This window comes from Stenotrophomonas sp. STEN046, assembly GCF_056759755.1.
Genome location: NZ_JBRRDR010000044.1, coordinates 1 through 20,571, shown reverse-complemented (window position 1 = coordinate 20,571; position 20,571 = coordinate 1). Strand labels below are relative to the sequence as shown.

Genomic DNA, 20,571 nt, shown 5'->3' with positions numbered 1-20,571 from the left:
GTTTTTGATTTCGTCTCGTGGATGCAACTGCTTCTACGCCGTCCGTGCTTACGGACACTTCCAGACAGTTGCGATTGCTGATCGACAGCGTGCGCGACCATGCGTTGTACCTGCTTGACGCCAATGGAATCATCTGCAGCTGGAATCCCGGTGCAGAGCGCATCAAGGGCTACTGCGCCGAGGAAGTGATCGGCACCCATTTCGGACGCTTCTACCTGCCAGCCGAGCGCGAGGCGGGCGAGCCACAGCGCCTGCTCAGCCTCGCCCTGCTGAATGGGCAGCATGCGGCTGAAGGCTGGCGGGTGCGCCGCGACGGCTCTTCGTTCCGCGCCAGCATCGTGATCGAGCCGGTCATCGAGGACGGCCAGCTGCTGGGCTTCGTCAAGATCACCCGTGACATCACCGAGGCCTGGCAGGCCCAGCGCCTGCTGCGCGACGCCCAGCGTGCGCTGCGCCAGACCCAGCAGTTCGAAACCGTGGGCCGGCTCAGCCGCGGGCTGTCGCATGAGTTCAACAATCTGCTGACCACCATCGGCAATGCGCTGGACCTGCTTTCGATGCGGGTGGGCGGCGACGCCCGCGCGGTCGAACTGCTGGCGGCGGCACAGAACGCCAACGACCGCGGCGCCCTGCTCACCCGCCAGCTGCTTGCCTTCAGTACCGGGCAGACCCTGATCCGCGAGAACGTGGACATCAACGCGCTGGTCGGGCACTGGCTGCCTGACCTGCAGCGCGCCTGCCCTGCGGCGGTGCAGCTGGAAGTGGCGCTCAGCCCCGGCCTGCCGGCGGTGACCACCGACCCGACGCAACTGCAGACGGCACTGGCCAACCTGGTGTCCAACGCCGTGGAAGCGACCCTGGACGGCGGCCGCGTGCTGATCGCCACGGCGCTGGAACACCGCCTCGACCCCGACGCGGACACGGCCGTGCAGCGCGGGTATGTCACACTCAGCGTCTGCGACGAGGGTCACGGCATGGCGGCGGAAGTTGCCGAGCGCGCCACCGAACCCTTCTTCACCACCAAGGACATCGGCAAGGGCAGCGGCCTTGGCCTGAGCCAGGTGTTCGGATTCACCACTCAAAGCGGCGGCTTCGTCGATGTGTCCACCACGCCCGGTGTCGGCACCACGGTCAGCCTGCTGCTACCTGCCACAGAGGACCCAGCCGATGACCGATGATCCGATCCGCGTATTGATGGTGGAGGACCAGACCGACCTGCGCGAGATGATCGGGCTGGCCCTGCGCGACTTCGGCATCGATGTGGCCACCACCGCCGATGCCCAGGAGGCAGTGGCGCTGCTGCGCGGCGACACCCGCTTTGATGTGGTGTTCAGTGACATCAGCATGCCCAACGGCATGTCGGGCATCGAGCTGAGCGAGCACGTGGCACGCGACCAGCCACAGGCACGGATGATCCTGTCGTCCGGCTATGCACGCTCGCAGTTGCCGCCGCTGCCCGAGCAGGTGGAATTCCTGCCCAAGCCTTACCGGCTGCGGCAGCTGGTGGAGCTGCTGCAGCAGGCGTGAGGCGTGGCCGGGCATCGCCCGGCGCTGCCGCCTTGGGTCACTTCATCAGTATCGGCCGACCAGGTTCAGGTACCACCCGCGATGGGTGTAGTCGAACTTCGTCAGGTCATCGCTGAAGTCGGTGAAGTTGTAGCCCACGCCGACGCGGAAGTTGCGACCGATATCGCGGTCCACGCCGGCCAGCCAGCCCTGCCGGCGACCACCATCACGCACGTCCAGCAGGCGGTATTCCAGCAGGCCATGCCATTGGTAGAACAGGTCGTAGCGCAGCTGTGCGGCACCGAAGCTGGTGGCTGAATCGAACCACGGGCCGGTGCCACGGCCATAACGCACTTCGCCTTCGCGACGTGCCAGCTTGGCCGCCACTTCCCAGCGCTGGTCGATGCGGTACACCCCTTCCAGCGACAGTACCTGGGTGCGCTGGTCGTAATCCACGCCGTTGACCTGTCCCAACGTGGACAGGTCGTACAGGTAGCTGTAGCGACCGAACAGCGCCCAGCGATCGTTGTCCCACGGACGGTAGGCGAAGCCCAGGTTGCCCTCGATGAAGCGCGCGCCCGCCACCGGGTTGATCGCATCGTCGGTGTCGGCATAGTTGAAGCGTGCCGCGATCCGCCAGCTGTCGTTGAGGCGATGGCTGAGACGGTTGGTGCTGACCCACTGCGTGCGGCGCTCGGCACCGGTATCGCGACGCCACTCCAGCTTGCTCTGCCATTCGGTGCCTGGCGAGGTACGGCCACCGGACAGGCTGATCGCCTTGCGGTCGACCCGGCCCGTGCTCGCATCCAGCTTTCCGTCACTGAGGGTGAAGCCCGCATTCCAGCCCACCGCCGGATAGAAATCCATGCCGAAGGTGTTGGCCAGGCCCGACTCCTGCCCCGATTTCAGGAACTGGCTTTCATTGAACACGTTGACCTGGTCGGACAGGCGCCAGCGCTGGCCCAGGGTCCAGCCGTCCTGCGCATTCGGGCTGAACAACGGGTCGTATTCGCTGCGGTCGGTTGACTGGGTGAACGCACCATAGAAGCTGTGCTGCGGGGTCAGCTTGTACTCGGCATTGACCTGCGCGGCGCTGCCACGGTCACCATCGCTGACCTCGGCGCCCACGGTGGACAGGTTGGCGAAGGTGTAGGTACCGCCGGCCACCACCGCGTCGTTGTCGGCGTAGCGGCCGTGATCGTCATCGACGGTCAGCTGGCCGCCACCGTACACATCCAGTGCAGTGCCGATGCGATGGGTATAGCGCGCCGCCGCGAGTACACCGGCGTTGCTGCCGATGCCCCGGTCTTCCTGCACGCGGCGCAGTTCGGCCGACAGGCGATCGTTCTCACCGATCCGCCATTCGGCCGTAGCCTGTGCCTGGATCAGCGATTCATTGCCGCGCCGCGCCTCGCTGTATCGGGCGTACAGGCTGAAATCGTCGGTTACATAGCCCAGCAGCTCGGCACCCTGCTCGCGCACGCGCTTGCCGGTATCGAAGCGTCCCACCGAATAGCCGCCCTGCACCTGCCGCCACCACGCACCGGCACTCCAGTCGCGCTGGGTCCAGCCCAGTTCGCGCAGGTTGACCCGTGCTTCCACCGCAGTGGCCTCGCCTTCGCGTGGCCCCTCCGGGTTGAGCCGGCTGAAGCTGAGGCCGCCGTTGTCGGAGAAGAACACCGGTGCACTGGTCGCTTCGCTGCGGCTGTGCTCGACCTTCAGGTAGGTGCCACGCCCGGCCTGCAGGGTCAGGTCGGCACCGCGCAGCGAATAGTCCTGGCCTGCGCGCTGTTCATCCACGTAGGTGGCACCCACGGCCACATGATCGCCAAACCAGTGCTTGCCGCGTACACCGGCGGTGATGTCGTCGCTGTCGAAGCCGGTCGGCACCCACTCGTAATCGACGATCAGGCGCTGCTCGTAGCCATCCAGCGGCACATCGCGGCTGATCCGGCGCAGGTTCTCGCGGCTGACCTGGGCCAGTGGCCGGGTCAGCAGGATACGACCCTGCAACGCGTCGATCTCGTAGTCGGCACCGCGCACCAGCGATACCCGCTGCTCGACACGGCCGGTGGTACGGTCACGGATCTCCAGCACCACCTGGTCGGAGCCGCGCAGGATGCTGGCATGGCGCAGGTAGTACAGACTGCCGCCGGTGCCGATGAACTCGCTGTGGCCCGGCGCGGTTTCAGCCTGCGAACCGAACAGGCGCAGCTCGGTCTGCGCATCGCCCCAGGCATTGGCCCCACGCGAACGCCAGGACAGTGCCGCGCCGTACAGCGAACGCACGTACTGGGCGTACTCGGTGCCGCTCAGGCCGGTGTTGTAGTTGCCCCACAATGCCTGGTTCTTGTCCCAGTCCATGCGCAGGTAGAAGCGGCCCATGCTGTCGACGTCACGCTGGGTCAGCGAATCGTCGCCGTAGGTCGGGTAATACAGATCCGGGTCCAGGCTGCGGAACAGATCCTGCGGGTCGGCGGTGGTGAAACCGCTGAACAGCGCGTCCAGCGGCCGGTTCTGGGTGTCGGCCTGCGCGGTCAGCAGAAAGCGGCCGCGGGTCTTGGCTTTCAGGTAGAAGGCCAGGCGCCCATCACTCAGCACATCGTCGTCGCGCTCGCCGCGGGCGACGTCACGACCGGCACCACTGGCCTTGTTCTGGTACACGGTGACGTCAGCCAGACCCACGCCGAACAGGTAGCTGCCGCTGACATCCACCTCCAGCGTGCGCGCGATCGCCGGTGCATCCTGCCGCTCCACGCGCACATCGAAGGCATGGCGACCGATCGGCATCAGGTATTCGGCGGCGAACTTGCGATCCTGGTCCAGCGGATAGCTCTCGCCATTGATCTTCAGCGCCGCGCCCAGCGGCAGGTCGCGGCCACGCACCCGCACCCGCGAGCCGTACACCGGGATGTTCTGCTGACGCAGGCCGTTGCCGTCGAATACCTGCTCCAGCAGTGACAGCGAGGCCGCCTGGTTGGCGTCCACGGCAGTACCACGGCGGTCTTCCAGTGCGTCACGCAACTGCTGGTTGCCGCGCTCGACTTCGGCCAGCGTCACCAGCTGCATCGACTGCGCCGAGGTTTCATCCACGTTGCCGTCGGCATCGTAGGCGCGCAGCACATAGACCAGGCGATCACCACGCCGCAGCGACGTGGATGCCGGCAGCGTGCCGTCCCAGCTGCCCTGCCCGACCGCGGCCACCGGCAACCCGAAGGTGGCCAGCGGCGCAACCCGGTCGCTGTCGCTGCCACGGTAGATGCTCACTTCCAGGCGCTTGATGAAGGCGGTGTAGTTGCCGCGCACGAAGAACTCGACCGGACGCACGATGCGGCCCTGGTCGAAGGCCACCATGCCCGGCGCGGAGATCGACAGCTCAGGCTGGCCCATGGCCGGGTCTTCGGTGGCCCAGATCGCCCCACCCTCGGGCAGGCGGATCATGAACTCGCCACTGACCACGGCCTTGCCAGGTTCGTCCAGGGCAACGCTGACACGGCGGTCCGGACGCAACGCCTGCGACGAAGAACGCGCCGAGGTACCTTCGGTCACCTGCTCATCGAAGCTGCGCGAGCGCAGGGTGAACAGCAGATCGCCTTCGGCACTGCACTGGCTGCCATCGCAGTTGATCGGTGCAGTGTCGGCCGGAGGCGGTGCGGCGTGCGCGGTGCCAGCCAGGCCCAGCAACAGTGCCTGATACAAGGCTGCACGCTGCAGGCGGGTCGAACGACGGGCGGCAGAATGACGGGCGCTCATCGGCGGGCCTCCTGTTGGCGGGCCGCCGCGCGGGTGGCGGCAGTCTCCTCGTTACGCACGCGCAGCCGTTGCTGCACAGCGGGACTGAGCTGCACGCGCAGCGCTTCGAATACAGCATTGGCCCGGCGCAGGCCCAACGCCTGGTTGTAGGCGTGGCTGCCACGCACATCGGTATGCCCGACCAGACTGACCTGGCCTCCGCCCATCTGCTCGAGGCGCGCGGCAATGGCGGCCAGCAGCGGCTTGTATTGCTCGCCGATCACCGCCTTGTCGGTGTCGAACAGCACGTTACCGAGCAGCGCACCGCCGGCATCGACACCAGCAACCAGCGAGTGCGGATCGCGCACGTCGGTGCGCAACTGCACGGTCAGCCCAGCGCGCGAACCTTCGGCCACTTCTGCCTGCAACGCATCACGCACCGCGACCGCGCGGGCAAAAGCCAACGCCTGGCTTTCGCCGTTGGCTGCGATAACCACGTCCCCGCCCTGGTAGCGATCAACCACCTCGGCCATCTTCGCCAGCACCGGGCGATAGTTCGCACGCAGTTCGCTGCTGCCCGGGGCGAACAGCACTTCGCCCAGCGCAAGTTCAGCGCGTTCTGCAGCCGCCTGCGGCGACGGCGGCAGCCGCACACCGAAGCTGAAGCGGGTGGGCACGCCCTGCGTGACCCGGCGCAGCAACGGGTTTTCGGTGGTCAGTTCGGAACCGCCCGGCACCGTTGCCGGGTCCAGCTTGACGATGAAGTTGCGGCCCAGCCGCGCGTCGCCACCGTGCACATCGGCCAGGTGGTAGCGCCCGAATGGATCGGTTTCGATCAGCAGGCCTTCCACGGTCGCCAGGCGCACGCCCGGGATGCCCTGCTCCTGGATGCCCTGGTTGCGGATGACATAGGCCACTTCATAACCCTCGGCGACACGTGCGATCTCGCGATGCACCGAAGGTTCGGCCGCGGTCAGTCCCTTGGCCGCCTCGCCGCTGCGGCGCACGCTGGACGCGCCCTGCGCATCCAGCTGCAGGCGATGCCCCTGTGCGCTTTCCAGCACGAAATCATCGGTGAAGGCCAGCTCGCGCAGGCGTTGGCGGATCACCACCTGATGGTTCTCCACGTTGTCCGAGGTGGAATCCAGGCCGTGCACTACACCCACCTGCACGCCATGCAGCAGCGGTGCGCTGGCATCGGCCAGCGGCTGCGGACCGTCGCCACGGTCGAGCGTGGTCGAACCGGGCACGTAGGCCGACGGCGCAAAGCCACCCTGCACGTGCACACCGGTCAGCTCGGCACTGTCCTGCCAGCCGTCACCGTCGCGATCATCGAACACGGTGCCGAACACCAGGCTGTCGTCCAGCATCGGATCGGCATCCATCCGCACTTCAGCGGTAGCAACGTTCGACAGCGGGCTGCCGTCATCGGCAGTGGCCACGGCCTGGTTGATGAAGGTACCGGCGCGCACGCCGGCGCCGACCCGCAACAGGTAGCTGATGGTGGCCGTACGGCCCACCGCGATATCCACCGCGCCGATGCGCAGCGGGGTCTGGCTGCTGGCCAGCGCGAACGCGCCGTCATCATCGGTCACGCGCATGGAGCCCTCCACGTAGCTGAAGCCCGGCGGCGGGGTATCAACCACCACACCGTCGCGCCAGTGGCTGCTGCCCACGTTCTCCACCGCCAGCTGGTAGCGCACCAGGTCACCCACCTTGACCAGGCGCGGGCTGGCGGTCTTGGTAATGCGCAGTGCGAAATCGGAGATCACCTTGTGCCGCGTTTCGCAGGTGCTGCATTCCGGTGGCGGTGCGCCATCCGGATACTGGCCGCGCAGGCGGTTGAGCACTTCCGTGCGGGCCTCCTGGTTGACGATCGCCTGATAGACGAATTCATGCTGGCCCACTGCGGTTCCGGTCGGCAGCGTGCACACGATGTCGGTGCCCTGCTGCACGCAGCCTGCCGGCAGCGCATCCACGCTCAGGCCGGCGTCGGGCGTATCCACCAGCTGCAACGGCTGCCGCAGCGAAGCGCGCTCAACCGTGGCGCGCAGGGTGTAACGCAAGCGGTCACCCGGGCGCACTTCACTGCCACTGGCCGGGCCGGACAGCTTCTCCAGTACCACGCGCGGCTCGGCCAGCACGTGCTCGGTGCTGCAGGTTCCGCTGCAGTTGGGGGTGTCGCCGCCACTGCCCAGCACCGCGTTGCGCACGCTGCCACTGGCTTGTGCGTTGACCTGCGCGCGGTAGCCCAGCGTGTAGGTGCCCGGCGCGGTTGCTGCAGGCAGCGTGCAGACCAGCGGGTTACTGGCGTTGCAGGTGAAGGCACCGGGTTGGGTCACCGACTGCAGATCCAGGCCTGCACCCAGGGTATCGGTGAGGGTGACCACATCGGTGGTCTGCGAGTTGGCGATCACCACCTCGACGCTGTAGTCCACCGCGTCGCCCACATTGACCGGCGATGCAGTGCTGGAGCTCTTGCGGTAGGTGACCGTCGCCGCCAGTACCGGCGTGGTGGTGGTGCAGTCGGTGGTGCAGGTGTTGGTGCCTGTGCCGCTGCCAAGCACGGCATTGCTGACGCTGCCCTTGGCCTGTGCGTTCACCGTGGCGGTGTAGTTGACCGTGTAGGTGCCCGGCGCGGTGGCGGCCGGCAGCGTGCATACCAGCGGATTGGCGGCATTGCAGGTGAAGCCCGTGGTGCCGGTAACCGCGCCGAAGTCCAGGCCCTGCCCCATCGTGTCGGTCAGGCTGAACACAGCGGTGGTGCGCGAGCGGCTGACCACCGCGGTCAGGGTGTAGGCGATGCTGTCACCCACCTTGACCGGGCCGGCGGCGGCCGAGGTCTTGCGGTAGTCGATCTGGCTGCCGGCCACCGGCGTGGTGGTATCGCAGTTGGCGGTGCAGCCCGGGTTGTCACCGCCACTGCCGAGCACCGCGTTGGTCACCTGGCCCGTTGCCTGGGCGTTGACCACGGCGGTGTACGAAAGGCTGTAGCTGCCGGGTGCAGTGCCCGCCGGCAACGTGCACACCAGCGGGTTGGCGGCACCACAGGTGTAGGCGCCCGCACTGCTCACAGCACCGAAATCCAGGCCGGTGCCCAGGGTGTCGGTCAGGGTCACCACGTCGGTGGTGCGCGAGTTGGTCACCACTGTGGTCAAGGTGTAGGTCAGGCTGTCGCCCACCGACACCGGGCCGGTGCTGTTCACCGACTTGGCATAGCTCACGCCCGGGGTTGCCACCGGCGTGGTGGTATCGCAGTTGGTGGTGCACGACGGCGTGTCGGTGCCGGTGCCCAGCACCGCATTGCGCACGGTGCCGCTGGCCTGTGCATTCACCGTGGCGGTGTAGGCCAGGCTGTAGGTGCCCGGCACCGTGCCTGCGGGCAGCGTGCACACCAGCGGGTTGGCCGCATTGCAGGTGAAGATGCCCGCACTGGTCACGCTGCCGAAGTCCAGGCCGGTGCCGAGCGTGTCGGTCAGGGTGACCACATCGGTGGTGCGCGAACGCGCCACGGTCACGCTGAGCGTATAGCCGATGCTGTCACCCACCCGCACCGGACCACCGGTGGAGGCCTGCTTGGCGTAGCTCACCAGCGGGCTGGCCAGCGGCGTGGTGGTATCGCAGCTGCCGACGCAGGACGGATTGTCCGGGCCGCTCGGCACGACGGCATTGCGCACCTGGCCAACGGCCTGTGCGTTGACGATGCCGGTATACGAGAACGCATAGGTACCGGGCACCGTGCCGGCCGGCAAGGTGCACACCAGCGGATTGCCCGGCACGCAGCTGAAACCACCGGCATTGGTCAGGCTGCCGAAGTCCAGGCCGGTGCCCAGGGTGTCGGTCAGCGTGGTCACAGCGGTGGTGCGCGCATCGGCCACGACCACGCTCACCGTGTAGGCCACGCTGTCGCCCACCGCAACCGGGCCGGCGGTCGCGCTGGCCTTGGATGCCGAGATGCGCGGTGCGGCCACCGGCGTGGTGGTGGTGCAGTTGCTGCTGCAGGTGGGATTGTCGGTACCGGTACCGACCACGGTATTGACCACCTGCCCGCTCGCCTGTGCGTTGACGGTGGCGGCGTAAGTAATGCTGTAGGTACCCGGCACGGTGCCGGCCGGCAGCGTGCAGACCAGCGGGTTGGCCGCATTGCAGGTGAACAGGCCGGCACTGGTCACGCTGGCGAAATCCAGGCCGGTGCCCAGGGTGTCGGTCAGGGTCAGCAGGTCACGGCTGTTGCCATCGGCAACGGTGACATCCACGGTGTAGCTCACCGTCGCACCCACCGCCACCGGGCCGGTGGTGTTGGAGCGCTTTGCATAGCTCACCCGGGTGACCGGCACGGTCACATCGCTGCGGGTGCAGTGGTTGGCGTCGGTGCAGCCTTCGCCCGGAGCGGGCGCAATGCCGCCGTTGAACGGATCGTAGCCGCCGCCCACACTGGCACTGTTGCGCAGCAGACCGTTGGCCGTGGCGGCCACGGTGACCGGCAAGGTGAACACACTGGTGTCACCGGCCGTGCCGGCGGCCGACAGCACTTGGCTGCTGGTGCAGGTCAGTGCCTGTCCGCTTGCCGTACAACTCCAGCTTCCGCTGGTGTGGGTGCCGGTCCAGTTCGGCACGATGCCGGTGGGCAACTGGTCGCGCACGGTAATCACACCGGCAGGCACGTTCGGCGGATTACCGGTCGGCACATCGCTGGTGTTGCTTACCGTCAGCGTGTACTGGGTGCCGGCCTGGCCGTAGTTCCAGATACCACCGGTGGCGTTGTTGCTCTTCACCACCTTCAGCGCAGGGGCAGTGATGGTGATCAGGTGGTCTTCCACTTCACCGTCGTCGGCGACGCCGGTCGGCTGCTGGATCTGTGCTGCGTTGGTCGCATAGCGCAGGCGCACGTAACTGGTACCGGCGCTCACCTGCGTGGGCACTGTCCAGCTCAGGGTGGCACCGCCGCCACTGCATGCCGCGGTGTTGCTGCGCTCGCTGGCATCGAAGCTGCCGTTGCGGTTGAAGTCGATCCAGCTGGCCACACTGCCACTGCCCACGCACGCCACCGGCTGGCTGATCTGGGTACCGGCCTGCATCACGGTCAGGCGGTAGTTGGCCGGCCACGCGTTTTCTTCATTGGGATTGCCGGTGGGGAAATTGTCATCGCCCTTGGCATCGGCGCTGTAGCTGCTCTTCTGCTCGGTATCCGGACCCACCGTGCCGAGGAAATCGGTGAGCGGCGGCGCCAGGCCGCCGGGCGTGTAGCCGGCGGTGTTGATGTTGGTGGGCGTGGCGTTGACCGGCAGGCCATCCGGGCGGAACTGCAGATCGTCCACCACGTGCATGGCATCGCCATAACTCTGCGGCGCATCGCCGAAGTCGGCGTACGGCACCAGCAGGCCGATGGCGATGGCGGTGGTACCGCCGCCGCGCATCGAGAAGCCCATGTTCACCGCAAGATTGCCCGGTGCATGGGCGGCATTGTCGAAATTGAGGAACGTGACCGCCGCGGTGTTGTTGTCGTTGCCCGGGCCGAAGCGGATCACGCTGTTGCCGCCGCTGCTGGACTTGGTCACGTTGTAGGGGCCGGCGCTGAGGTTCTTGCGCATCTCCACCACGTTCCAGGTGCCCAATGCGCTGGCTTCGACGAACTCGCCGCTGTTGTTGATCGACTCCGCATCGGCCATCACCACGCCGCGCAGGCGGTAGGGCGCGCCGCCCAGGGTCGAGACGCAGTTGATTTCGAACGAAGAAGTGCCGGTGCTGCGCGAGATGCCTGCGATCAGCTGGTTGGCACCGCCCGTGCCGCCGACGTTGTACAGGTCATCCAGGCTGTCGCCGCTGAAGTTGCCGGGGCGATAGCTCTGCAGAAGGCCACCACCGCCGATGTTGGCCAGGCTGCAGGTGACGTTGAGGTCGATGCCGGCCGCCACGGGCATGGAGATCGACGAGGTATCGCCGTTGTTGAGCGTCACCCCGTGCGTGCCCAGCGCCGAGCCGCCGCCCCAGGTCAGCCACAGCACCGTGTTGCGGTACGGGCTGCTGCCACCGGTTGCGTACGCTGCCGCCCAGGCCAGCGACGGCGCCGCCGACAGCAGCAGCAACAGACCGGCCGCCAGCCAGCGGCCCATGCCGGTGCGGCGTGCACTTTCTTCAGGATGAACGGATTCACCGCCCGCGCAGATGCGCGACGTCGTCGACTGCCACATGTTGGTTTTTCCCCGTCGTCGGCCCCATGCAGGGCCGCTGTTCAGTGGGTGACCGGGGAAGGTTCTGCCGGACCCGGAGACGCGTACGAATGCGTGTCTGCCGACTCCGTGGCGACTACAACCGTCCCTGGACCCTGTTGGTCAGGTTCGCAAAACTGTGACGACGATAACACAATTTAAACGTTAGTGTGATGTCCGTCACATTTATGTTTGCCGAGTCTGGCGCCGACCCCACGGACACAGTTGTAGCAACCGACCCGCCTGCCCCCGTGCACGGATCCGGCAGCCCGACCGCCCTTTCCGGCAATTCGTCACGCATTTTCGGAGCCGGGGCGTGGTGCCCAGCGAACGCGCACAAGGAAACCGCCGGGGCCAGAGCGACCGGCGGAACAGGAGCGGAAGGGAGATCTGATCAGGCCGCCGCTGGCGGCAGGCGCGCCTCTACCAGGGGACGAAGAGCAGGATCAGCACGATCACCAGCAGCGCTGCGGCGACGGTCAACAGCACGTTGCGCTGGCGCCAGGACGGCTTGGGGGTGCCGGGGGTGTTCATGGGGATGCTCCTTGGCAACCGGGGGGGACGCCCTCAGACTGCCGAGTTCGCTTGCAGCAGTGCGTGCACGTGATGTGCAGCGCAAGTGCAGAGCCCCGCCGGCCGCCTCAGATGGCAGGACGGGCCATGAACAACAGCTCCGGCGTCGATCGTTCTTCGCGTGCAACAAAACCGAGGTCGCGGTACAGGGCGATGGCCGCTGGATTGTCCCGGTAGACCTTCAACGTCAGCTGCGCTGCATCGGTCCGGCAAAGGGCTTCGGCGCACAGGGCCGTCACCAGGGCACGCCCCAGGCCACGGCCGCGCTGCAGTGGCGGGACGATGATGCGGCCAAGATGTGTGCTGCCAGGCGCCGTCTGCCAGTACTGGCCGAAGCCGACGCAGCGGTCATCTGCCGCCAGCAATACCCACCCCGGCCGCGCAGGCAGCGCCAGCGCACGGGCGAAGGTATCGGCAGGCAACGGAAAGGCGACGCCGGGACCGGCCCAGCGCAGCGTCGCCGCAGGCGAGTCGAGCCAGCTGGCAACGACCGCGAAATGCGACGGCAGGACGGGCTGCAGGGTGTAATCCATGACGCCGGCAGTGTAGCGCGCGCGTTGATGTGCCCAACGCAGATGGTGACCCCGGCCCGATTCGAACGGGCGACCTTCCCCTTAGGAGGGGGACGCTCTATCCAGCTGAGCTACGGGGCCATGCAGCCGCCAAGTTTACAGGCAAGCGGCCCTGCCCTCCAAGCATTCGTCTGCCACACCGTTGCCACTGGCGCGGCGCACCATGGCCGATCCGGGCGCTCTGCTACCATCGGCGGCTCAGTTCGCTGCGTCCCCCACCTGCCCGCGGCGGCACCAAAACAACGTAACGAAACACAGGAGTCTGCATGTCTTCCGAGCTGCTCAAGTCCCTTGGTCTGGACGCGATCAACGCTGGCACCTACCTCGGCAACGGGGAGTGGTCCAGCGCCACCGGCGGTGAACTGATCACCCCGGTCAACCCGACCACCGGCGAGCCGATCGCGCAGGTCCGCGCCACCACCGAAGCCGAGTACGAAACCGTCATCGCGCGTGCACAGGAAGCCTTCAAGGTCTGGCGCACCACCCCGGCCCCGCGTCGTGGTGAAGCGGTGCGCCTGTGCGGTGAAGCCCTGCGCAAGCACAAGGATGCGCTGGGTTCGCTGGTCGCGCTGGAAATGGGCAAGAGCAAGCCCGAAGGCGACGGTGAAGTGCAGGAGATGATCGACATCGCCGACTTCGCCGTGGGCCAGAGCCGCATGCTGTACGGCTACACCATGCATTCCGAACGCCCCGGCCACCGCATGTACGAGCAGTACCAGCCGCTCGGCCTGGTCGGCATCATCAGCGCGTTCAACTTCCCGGTCGCGGTGTGGGCGTGGAATTCGTTCCTGGCCACCATCTGCGGCGACATCTGCCTGTGGAAGCCGTCCAACAAGACCCCGCTGACCGCCATTGCCTCGATGCGCATCTGCAACGAAGCGCTGCGCGATGCCGGCTTCCCGGACCTGTTCTTCCTGATCAACGATGCCGGCACCGCACTGTCGGAAAAGATGGTGGCCGACAAGCGCGTGCCGCTGATCAGCTTCACCGGCTCGACCCAGGTCGGCCGCACGGTCGCCGAGAAGGTCGCGCACCGCCTCGGCCGCTGCCTGCTGGAGCTGGGCGGCAACAACGCGATCATCCTGGACGAAACCGCCGACCTTAAGCTGGCCATCCCCGGCATCGTGTTCGGTGCCGTCGGCACTGCCGGCCAACGCTGCACCACCACCCGTCGCCTGATCGTGCATGAATCCATCCATGACGATGTGCTGGCCACCCTGGTCAAGGCGTACAAGCAGGTGGAAGGCAAGATCGGCGATCCGACCGACCCGGCCAACCTGATGGGCCCGCTCAACAGCGACGGCGCCGTGCAGCAGTTCCTGGCCTCCATCGAAAAGGCCAAGGCCAGCGGCGGCACCATCGAAACCGGCGGCACCCGCATCGACCGCGCCGGCAACTTCGTGCTGCCGGCCATCGTTACCGGGCTGAAGAACAGCGACGAAGTCGTCCAGCACGAGACCTTCGCCCCGATCCTGTATGTCATGAAGTACAGCACGCTGGACGAAGCCATCGACATGCAGAACGGCGTGCCGCAGGGCCTGTCCTCGTCCATCTTCACCACCAACCTGAAGACCGCCGAGCGCTTCCTGTCGGCTGCCGGTTCGGACTGCGGCATCGCCAACATCAACATCGGCACGTCCGGTGCGGAAATCGGCGGCGCGTTCGGTGGCGAGAAAGACACCGGCGGCGGTCGTGAATCCGGCTCGGATGCGTGGAAGGTCTACATGCGCCGCCAGACCAACACCATCAACTACTCCGATTCGCTGCCGCTGGCCCAGGGCATCAAGTTCGATCTGTAATGGTGAACGCCGCAACCACGGCCCAGGGTCGGGGCTCCGCAGGGGCTCCGACGCTTGATTTCAGCGGCCGCCGGGTAGTGATCGCCGGCGGCAGCAAGGGCATCGGTCGTGAACTGGCGCTGGCATTTGCCGGCGCCGGTGCGCGGGTTTCGGTCTGCGCGCGTGGCCAGGCCGGCCTGGATGCAGTCAACAACGACGCGCAGGCCCTTGGCCTTGCGCTGCACACCTTTGCTGCCGATCTGGGCGATCCCGGGCAGATCGGCGCATGGCTGCAGGCCGCCGCCGACACGCTCGGTGGCATCGATGTGCTGGTCAACAATGCAACCGGCTATGGCATGGCCGATGACGAGGACGGCTGGGCCGCCAGCCTGCAGATCGACCTGATGGCCGCCGTGCGCGCATCGCGACGAGTCCTGCCATGGCTGCGTGCGTCCAGCGATGCATGCATCCTCAACCTGTCCTCGATCGCCGCGCAGCAGCCGCGTCCGGGCGGCGCACCCTACGCCGCAGCAAAGGCAGCACTCTCGCATTACACGACCTCGCAGGCACTGGCCCTGGCGCCCGAACGTATCCGGGTCAACGCCATCGCCCCGGGCTCGATCGAGTTCGCCGATGGCCTCTGGGACCGCCGCCGGCTGGACGATCCGGCGCTGTACCACGGCACGTTGGCGAAAATTCCATTCGGCCGCTTTGGGCATCCCCGCGAGATCGCCGATGCCGCGCTGTTCCTGTGCTCACCGCTGGCGCGCTGGATCACCGGGCACGTATTGAATGTCGATGGCGGCCAGGTGTTGATGGGGTGAGGCAGCCCACATCCACGGTCCGGGCCGCGACCGGCGTTCCAATCGGATAAGGTCGTTGGTGAGCAGACTGCAAAGGAATGCCATGCCCACACCGCCGCCACTGCGCAATACCGCCGCCCAGGTCAGCCTGCTGTTTGCAGGGCTGGGCATTTTCCCGCTGCCCTTCCTCGGCAGCCTGATAGGACTGGTCGCCGGGCTGCTGGCGCTGTACCAGCGCTACACGCGCAAGATCCGCCTGCCGCACGACGATATCGCCTGGGGCGGCGTCATCCTCAGCGTGGTCGTACCCATCGTGTACGGCCTCATCGTGTGGTACCTGTACGAAGTCTTGCGGGTGCTGGTGTGCGCCGCGATGCTCTACACGCAGTGCCCGCGCCCCTAGCCGGCGCCAGCGGCCATTGGGCTTGTCGGTCCACAGGCACTATCATGTGCGCACTGCCAAGGAGGACCCGATGAGCGTGCCACCCCGACAGACAAGCACCCTGGCCGTACTGAGCCTGGTACTGGGCATCGCCGGCTGGACCGTGCTGCCCTTTGTAGCCAGCATCGTGGCCATCGTCACCGGGCACATGGCCCGTGGCGAGATCCGCCGCCGCCCCACCGAGCTGGAAGGTGACGGGCTGGCCCTGACCGGCCTCATCCTGGGCTGGCTCAGCGTCGGCATGGTGGTGCTGGGCATCCTCGCCTTCGTCCTGTTCTTCGGCGGCCTTGCCTGGCTGGCCGCGATGTCGAACTGACCGGCCATGACCGCCTCCGACAGCACTGAACGCTTCAGCAGCCGCGTTGCCGACTACGTCCGCTATCGCCCCGATTACCCGGCGGCCTTGATGGACTGGCTGCATGGCCCGATGGGCGTGGCCCGCACCGCGCAGGTGGCCGACATCGGCGCCGGCACCGGCATTTCCAGCCGCCCGTTCCTGGCCGCTGGCCATCCGCTGGTCGCGGTCGAGCCCAACGCTGCCATGCGCAGTGCCGCTGAAGCATGGCTGGCGCCGCAGTACCCGCTGTTCCGGGCCGTCGACGGCCGCGCCGAAGCAACCTCTCTGGCCGATGCCAGTGTCGACCTGGTGGCTGCCGCTCAGGCCTTCCACTGGTTCGACACCGTGGCCGTGCGCTCCGAATGGCAGCGCATCCTGCGCCCCGGCGGTGTGGCACTGGTCTACTGGAATTCGCGCCTGCTCGATGCCAGCCCGTTCCTGGTCGGCTACGAGCAGCTGCTGCTGGACTTCGGTACCGACTACACCGCCGTGGCCGAGCGCTACCAGGACGACGCCACCATGCAGGCCTGGTTCGGTGCCGGCCTGCGCGGCATGGTGCAGCTGCCCAACGTGCAGCACCTGGACCTGGATGCCCTGCGCGGGCGCCTGCTGTCTTCTTCCTACGCACCGCAGCCCGGCCATCCGCGCCATGCGCCGATGCTGGCTGCGCTGCAGGACCTGTTCGCCGCCCACGCGGTCGACGGCCAGGTCGCTTTTGAATATCGAACCCGAGCCTTCCTCGGCACGCTGGACTGAAACCAACGCATGTATTCGCTTGCCCGCCCCTTCCTGTTCTCGCTCGACGCCGAACGCGCCCACGGCCTTGGCCTGTCCGCCCTGGACCTGGCCCATCGCACCGGCACCACGCCGTTGCTGGCCGCACGCATCGCGCCGATGCCCAGCACAGTGTTCGGGCTGACCTTCCCCAATCCGGTCGGCCTGGCCGCCGGCCTGGACAAGAATGGCGAGCACATCGATGCACTGTTCGCGCTTGGCTTCGGCTTTGTGGAGATCGGCACGATCACGCCGCGCCCGCAGGCCGGCAACCCCAGGCCGCGCCTGTTCCGGCTGCCGGCACACAACGCGATCATCAACCGCATGGGCTTCAACAATGCGGGCGTGGACGCGCTGGTGCGCAACGTCGAACGCGCGCGCAACCGCCGCGGCCTGCTCGGCATCAACATCGGCAAGAACAAGGACACCCCCAATGAACAGGCGGCCGATGACTACATCGCCTGCATGGACAAGGTGTACCCGCTGGCCGACTACATCACCGTGAACATCTCCTCGCCCAACACCGCCGGCCTGCGCGAACTGCAGGAAGAAACCGCATTGCGGCAGCTCGTCAGCCAGCTGCGCGAGCGCCAGGAAGCCTTGGCCGCCCAGCACGGACGGCGCGTGCCGATGCTGGTGAAGGTGGCCCCGGACCTCAACGAACGTGACATCGATGCCGCCGCGCGCGTGCTCGGCGAACTGCAGGTGGACGGCGTGATCGCGACCAACACCACCATCGACCACAGCCGTGTGGCCGGCGATCCGCTGGCCAACGAAGCCGGTGGCCTGTCCGGTGCCCCGGTGCTGGAGCAATCCACCCTGGTGCTGCGCCGGCTGCGTGCGCGGCTGCCCGAGTCGGTGCCGCTGGTCGGTGTCGGCGGCATTCTTTCCGGTGCCGATGCGGTGGCCAAGATGGCCGCCGGCGCCGCACTGGTGCAGTGCTACAGCGGCCTGATCTTCAAGGGCCCGGCGCTGGTGGCCGATTGCGTGGAGGCAATCCGCCGCCGACGCGAAGCACCCAGCCGCGGCGCGGTGGCCCCGCTGTGAGCGCGCCCATGGATGTCACCCCCGACATGGCGGCGCCGCTGCGCTGGACGTTGACCCGCAACGCACCGCTGCAGGCACTGAACACCTTCCACGTGCAGGCCACCGCAGCGCAGCTGCTGGAGCTGCACGACGCTGCGCTGCTGCCCGACGTACTGGCCCTGCCTGACGTGGCCGATGGCCCGTTGCTGGTGCTCGGCAGTGGCAGCAACGTGCTGATCGCCGAGAACCTGCCCGGCACCGTGCTGGTGTTCGGCAACCGCGAAATCAGCTTCCTTGAACACCGCGCAGACCATGCGGTGATCCGTGCCGGTGCCGGCGTGCCCTGGCACGGGCTGGTGATGTGGTCGCTGCAGGAGGGGTTGTCCGGGCTGGAAAACCTCGCCTTGATTCCCGGCACTGCAGGCGCCGCCCCGATCCAGAACATCGGCGCGTACGGCGCCCAGATCGGTGAGTTCATCCAGGCCGTGGAAGCCTGGGACTGCCAGGAAAACGCGTGGGTGCGGCTGGACAACGAGCAGTGCGGTTTCGCCTACCGCGACAGCGTGTTCAAGCAGCAGATCGACCGTTACCTGATCACCGCGATCGAACTGAAGCTGCCGCTGCTGCATGACCTGCGCATGGACTACGCCGGCATCCGCGAGGAGCTGCAGGCACAGAACGTGGAACTGCCCGCGGCGGTCGATGTGGCCAACGCCGTGATCGCCATCCGCCGCCGCAAGCTGCCCGACCCCGATGTACTGGGCAATGCCGGCAGTTTCTTCAAGAACCCGGTGCTGCCGCTGGAACAGGTCGACGTGCTGTTGCAGCACTTCCCCGAACTGCCGGTGTTCCCGGCCGATCGCGAAGACCGTCGCAAGGTTTCCGCTGCGTGGATGATCGAGGCCTGTGGCTGGAAGGGCTTCCGCGAAGGTGATGCCGGCGTGGCAACCAGCCATGCGCTGGTGCTGGTCAACCATGGCAACGCCACCGGCGCGGAACTGCTGGCGCTGGCACGACGGATCTCCGCCTCGGTGCTGGAGAAGTTCGGCGTGCCGATCGAACCGGAGCCCCGCCTGCTCGGCGCACAGTGGTGAACTCCCCCGCCCTACCCACCAGTGCCACCCCGTTGCGGGCGGCGCTGCTGATGCTTGGCAGCACGATGGCCTTCGGCCTGATGGCCGTGGCCATCCGCTATGCCACCCGCTACGTGCCCACCCAGGAAGTGGCGTTCTTCCGCAACGCCTTCGGCCTGCTGGCATTGCTGCCGATGCTGCTGCGGCCGGGTCATGCGCCACTGAAGACCCAGCAGTTGCCGCGCTACTTCGTGCGCAGTGCGATCGGCCTTGGCTCGATGCTGTGCGCGTTCTGGGCGCTGGGCCACCTGCCCTTGGCACAGGCGGTGTCACTGTCCTACTCGACACCGCTGTTTGTCACCATCGCGGCGGTGTTCTGGCTGGGTGAAACCGTGCGCGCCCGTCGCTGGGCTGCGGTGGTGGTCGGCTTCATCGGCGTGCTGGTGATCGTGCGCCCGGGCACTGCCAGCTTCAGTGCCGGCAGCTTGATTGCCGTGGCCGCCGCCGTGCTCAGTTCACTGGTGGCGATCCAGATCAAGCAGCTCACCCGCATCGACAGCGCCGACACCGTGGTGCTCTATACCTATGTGTTCTGGGTGCCGTTGTCGCTGGTACCGGCATTGTTCGTGTGGGTCTGGCCCGCCGGCATCGCCTGGGTCTGGCTGCTGGCCACTGGCATGCTGGGCACCATCGGGCAACTGCTGTGGACGCGTGCGCTGCGTCTGGGCGAAGTATCGGCACTGACGCCGATCAGCTTCCTGCAGCTGCCCCTGGTGACATTGTGCGGCTGGTTGTTGTTCGCCGAAACGGTGGACCGCTGGACGATCATCGGCGCGGGCATCATCCTTGCCGCCAACGCCTACATCGCCCATCGCGAAGCGGTGCTGTCGCGGCGTGCGGCCAGCGTTGCCGCAAGCGCGGCTGCCAAGCCGGCGGAGTAAGGGTTACGGCCGGGCTGCGCCCGGCACCCGCCGAAGCCGAAGCCAAAGCCGAAGCCAAGCCGAAGCAACGGCAACGGCCGGCTCTGGGCTGCATGTGGGTCTGGCGGGGCGGTGTGGGCTGGCAGGACACGCCGTAAACCAGTCCATGGGGGCTCGATGGCGCCATCCATGGCGCCAACGGTCCTGCCAACCCACACCACCCCACCCCCGACAGATCTTCGATGACGGTGAGTAGATCCACGCCATGCGTGGATGAATCTCCATCGAGATCAACCATTTCGACAATCGAACGAACAGCATCCCCACATGGCGTGGATTCCCCGTGTCGACCAAGGTCGACACCTACCCTCAGCGGCGGGAACCTGTCGCAGGCGGGGTGGGTAGATCCACGCCATGCGTGGATGAATCTCCATCGAGATCGACCATTTCGACAATCGAACGAACAGCATCCCCACATGGCGTGGATTCCCCGTGTCGACCAAGGTCGACACCTACCATCAGCGGGAAACTTTCGAAGGCGGGGTGGGTCGATCCACGCCATGCGTGGATGAATCTCCATCGAGATCAACTATTTCGACGTTTGAACGAACAGCATCCCCACATGGCGTGGATCCCCCCTGTCGACCAAGGTCGACACCTACCCTCAGCGGCGGAAATCTGTCGAAGGCGGGGTGGGTCCGGTTGCGGGGGCGTGTGATCTGGCTCCCTGAAAACGGACGCCATGAAGCCGTTTCAGGCGGCAGTCCTGAGCTGCCGGGCGTAGTTGTTAGGCGAATGGTAGCCCAGCGCCGAGTGTAGCCGGGCT

13 protein-coding genes and 1 tRNA gene are annotated in these 20,571 nt (G+C 66.9%); 10 read left to right on the top strand and 4 right to left on the bottom strand.

What is annotated here, in order from left to right; translation table 11 throughout:
* Positions 1-17 precede the first annotated feature (17 nt).
* Both ACVOLJ_RS17150 and ACVOLJ_RS17145 read left to right on the top strand, forming a co-directional pair.
* Positions 18-1,178 carry a two-component system sensor histidine kinase NtrB gene (locus ACVOLJ_RS17150; RefSeq protein WP_481564684.1) on the top strand — a complete coding sequence of 387 codons (1,161 nt, stop codon included), beginning with the start codon at positions 18-20 and terminating at the stop codon, positions 1,176-1,178.
* Positions 1,168-1,527: a response regulator gene (locus ACVOLJ_RS17145; RefSeq protein WP_475279764.1), complete on the top strand. Its 360-nt coding sequence runs from the start codon at positions 1,168-1,170 to the stop codon at positions 1,525-1,527. The genes ACVOLJ_RS17150 and ACVOLJ_RS17145 overlap by 11 nt, the downstream gene beginning before the upstream one ends.
* A gap of 45 nt (positions 1,528-1,572) precedes the next feature.
* Here the strand turns inward: ACVOLJ_RS17145 and ACVOLJ_RS17140 are convergent, their stop codons facing one another.
* The 4 genes from ACVOLJ_RS17140 to ACVOLJ_RS17125 form a co-directional block, all read right to left on the bottom strand.
* Positions 1,573-5,259 (bottom strand): TonB-dependent receptor, encoded by a 3,687-nt coding sequence (locus ACVOLJ_RS17140; RefSeq protein WP_481564683.1) that lies wholly within the window; start codon positions 5,257-5,259, stop codon positions 1,573-1,575.
* Positions 5,256-11,429 (bottom strand): CshA/CshB family fibrillar adhesin-related protein, encoded by a 6,174-nt coding sequence (locus tag ACVOLJ_RS17135; RefSeq protein ID WP_481564682.1) that lies wholly within the window; start codon positions 11,427-11,429, stop codon positions 5,256-5,258. Before ACVOLJ_RS17135 ends, ACVOLJ_RS17140 begins: the two co-directional genes overlap by 4 nt.
* Positions 11,430-12,088: 659 nt before the next feature.
* Positions 12,089-12,553 (bottom strand): GNAT family N-acetyltransferase, encoded by a 465-nt coding sequence (locus ACVOLJ_RS17130; protein ID WP_475279761.1) that lies wholly within the window; start codon positions 12,551-12,553, stop codon positions 12,089-12,091.
* Positions 12,554-12,596: 43 nt separating this feature from the next.
* A tRNA-Arg gene (locus tag ACVOLJ_RS17125) sits at positions 12,597-12,673 on the bottom strand.
* A 185-nt stretch (positions 12,674-12,858) separates the two neighbouring features.
* On the opposite strand from ACVOLJ_RS17125, the gene amaB reads away from it, so the two are divergent.
* The 8 genes from amaB to ACVOLJ_RS17085 all read left to right on the top strand — a co-directional run bounded on the left by amaB (position 12,859) and on the right by ACVOLJ_RS17085 (position 19,766).
* Positions 12,859-14,391 (top strand): L-piperidine-6-carboxylate dehydrogenase, encoded by a 1,533-nt coding sequence (gene amaB / locus ACVOLJ_RS17120; RefSeq protein ID WP_475279696.1) that lies wholly within the window; start codon positions 12,859-12,861, stop codon positions 14,389-14,391.
* Positions 14,391-15,194, top strand: coding sequence for an SDR family NAD(P)-dependent oxidoreductase (locus tag ACVOLJ_RS17115; RefSeq protein ID WP_481564681.1), 804 nt, complete (start codon positions 14,391-14,393; stop codon positions 15,192-15,194). Before amaB ends, ACVOLJ_RS17115 begins: the two co-directional genes overlap by 1 nt.
* An 82-nt stretch (positions 15,195-15,276) precedes the next feature.
* A complete protein-coding gene (locus tag ACVOLJ_RS17110; protein WP_481564680.1) occupies positions 15,277-15,576 on the top strand; it encodes a hypothetical protein in 300 nt (99 codons plus the stop codon).
* A gap of 70 nt (positions 15,577-15,646) precedes the next feature.
* Complete coding sequence (locus ACVOLJ_RS17105; protein ID WP_475279693.1) at positions 15,647-15,931, top strand: DUF4190 domain-containing protein; 285 nt, start codon at positions 15,647-15,649, stop codon at positions 15,929-15,931.
* A gap of 6 nt (positions 15,932-15,937) precedes the next feature.
* Positions 15,938-16,708 (top strand): class I SAM-dependent methyltransferase, encoded by a 771-nt coding sequence (locus ACVOLJ_RS17100; protein ID WP_481564679.1) that lies wholly within the window; start codon positions 15,938-15,940, stop codon positions 16,706-16,708.
* Positions 16,709-16,717: 9 nt separating this feature from the next.
* On the top strand, positions 16,718-17,773 hold the full coding sequence (locus ACVOLJ_RS17095) for a quinone-dependent dihydroorotate dehydrogenase (protein ID WP_475279691.1): 1,056 nt from the start codon (positions 16,718-16,720) through the stop codon (positions 17,771-17,773).
* An 8-nt stretch (positions 17,774-17,781) separates the two neighbouring features.
* A complete protein-coding gene (gene murB, locus ACVOLJ_RS17090) occupies positions 17,782-18,846 on the top strand; it encodes a UDP-N-acetylmuramate dehydrogenase (protein ID WP_475279690.1) in 1,065 nt (354 codons plus the stop codon).
* A 32-nt stretch (positions 18,847-18,878) separates the two neighbouring features.
* Positions 18,879-19,766 carry a DMT family transporter gene (locus ACVOLJ_RS17085; protein WP_481564691.1) on the top strand — a complete coding sequence of 296 codons (888 nt, stop codon included), beginning with the start codon at positions 18,879-18,881 and terminating at the stop codon, positions 19,764-19,766.
* Positions 19,767-20,571 lie beyond the last annotated feature (805 nt).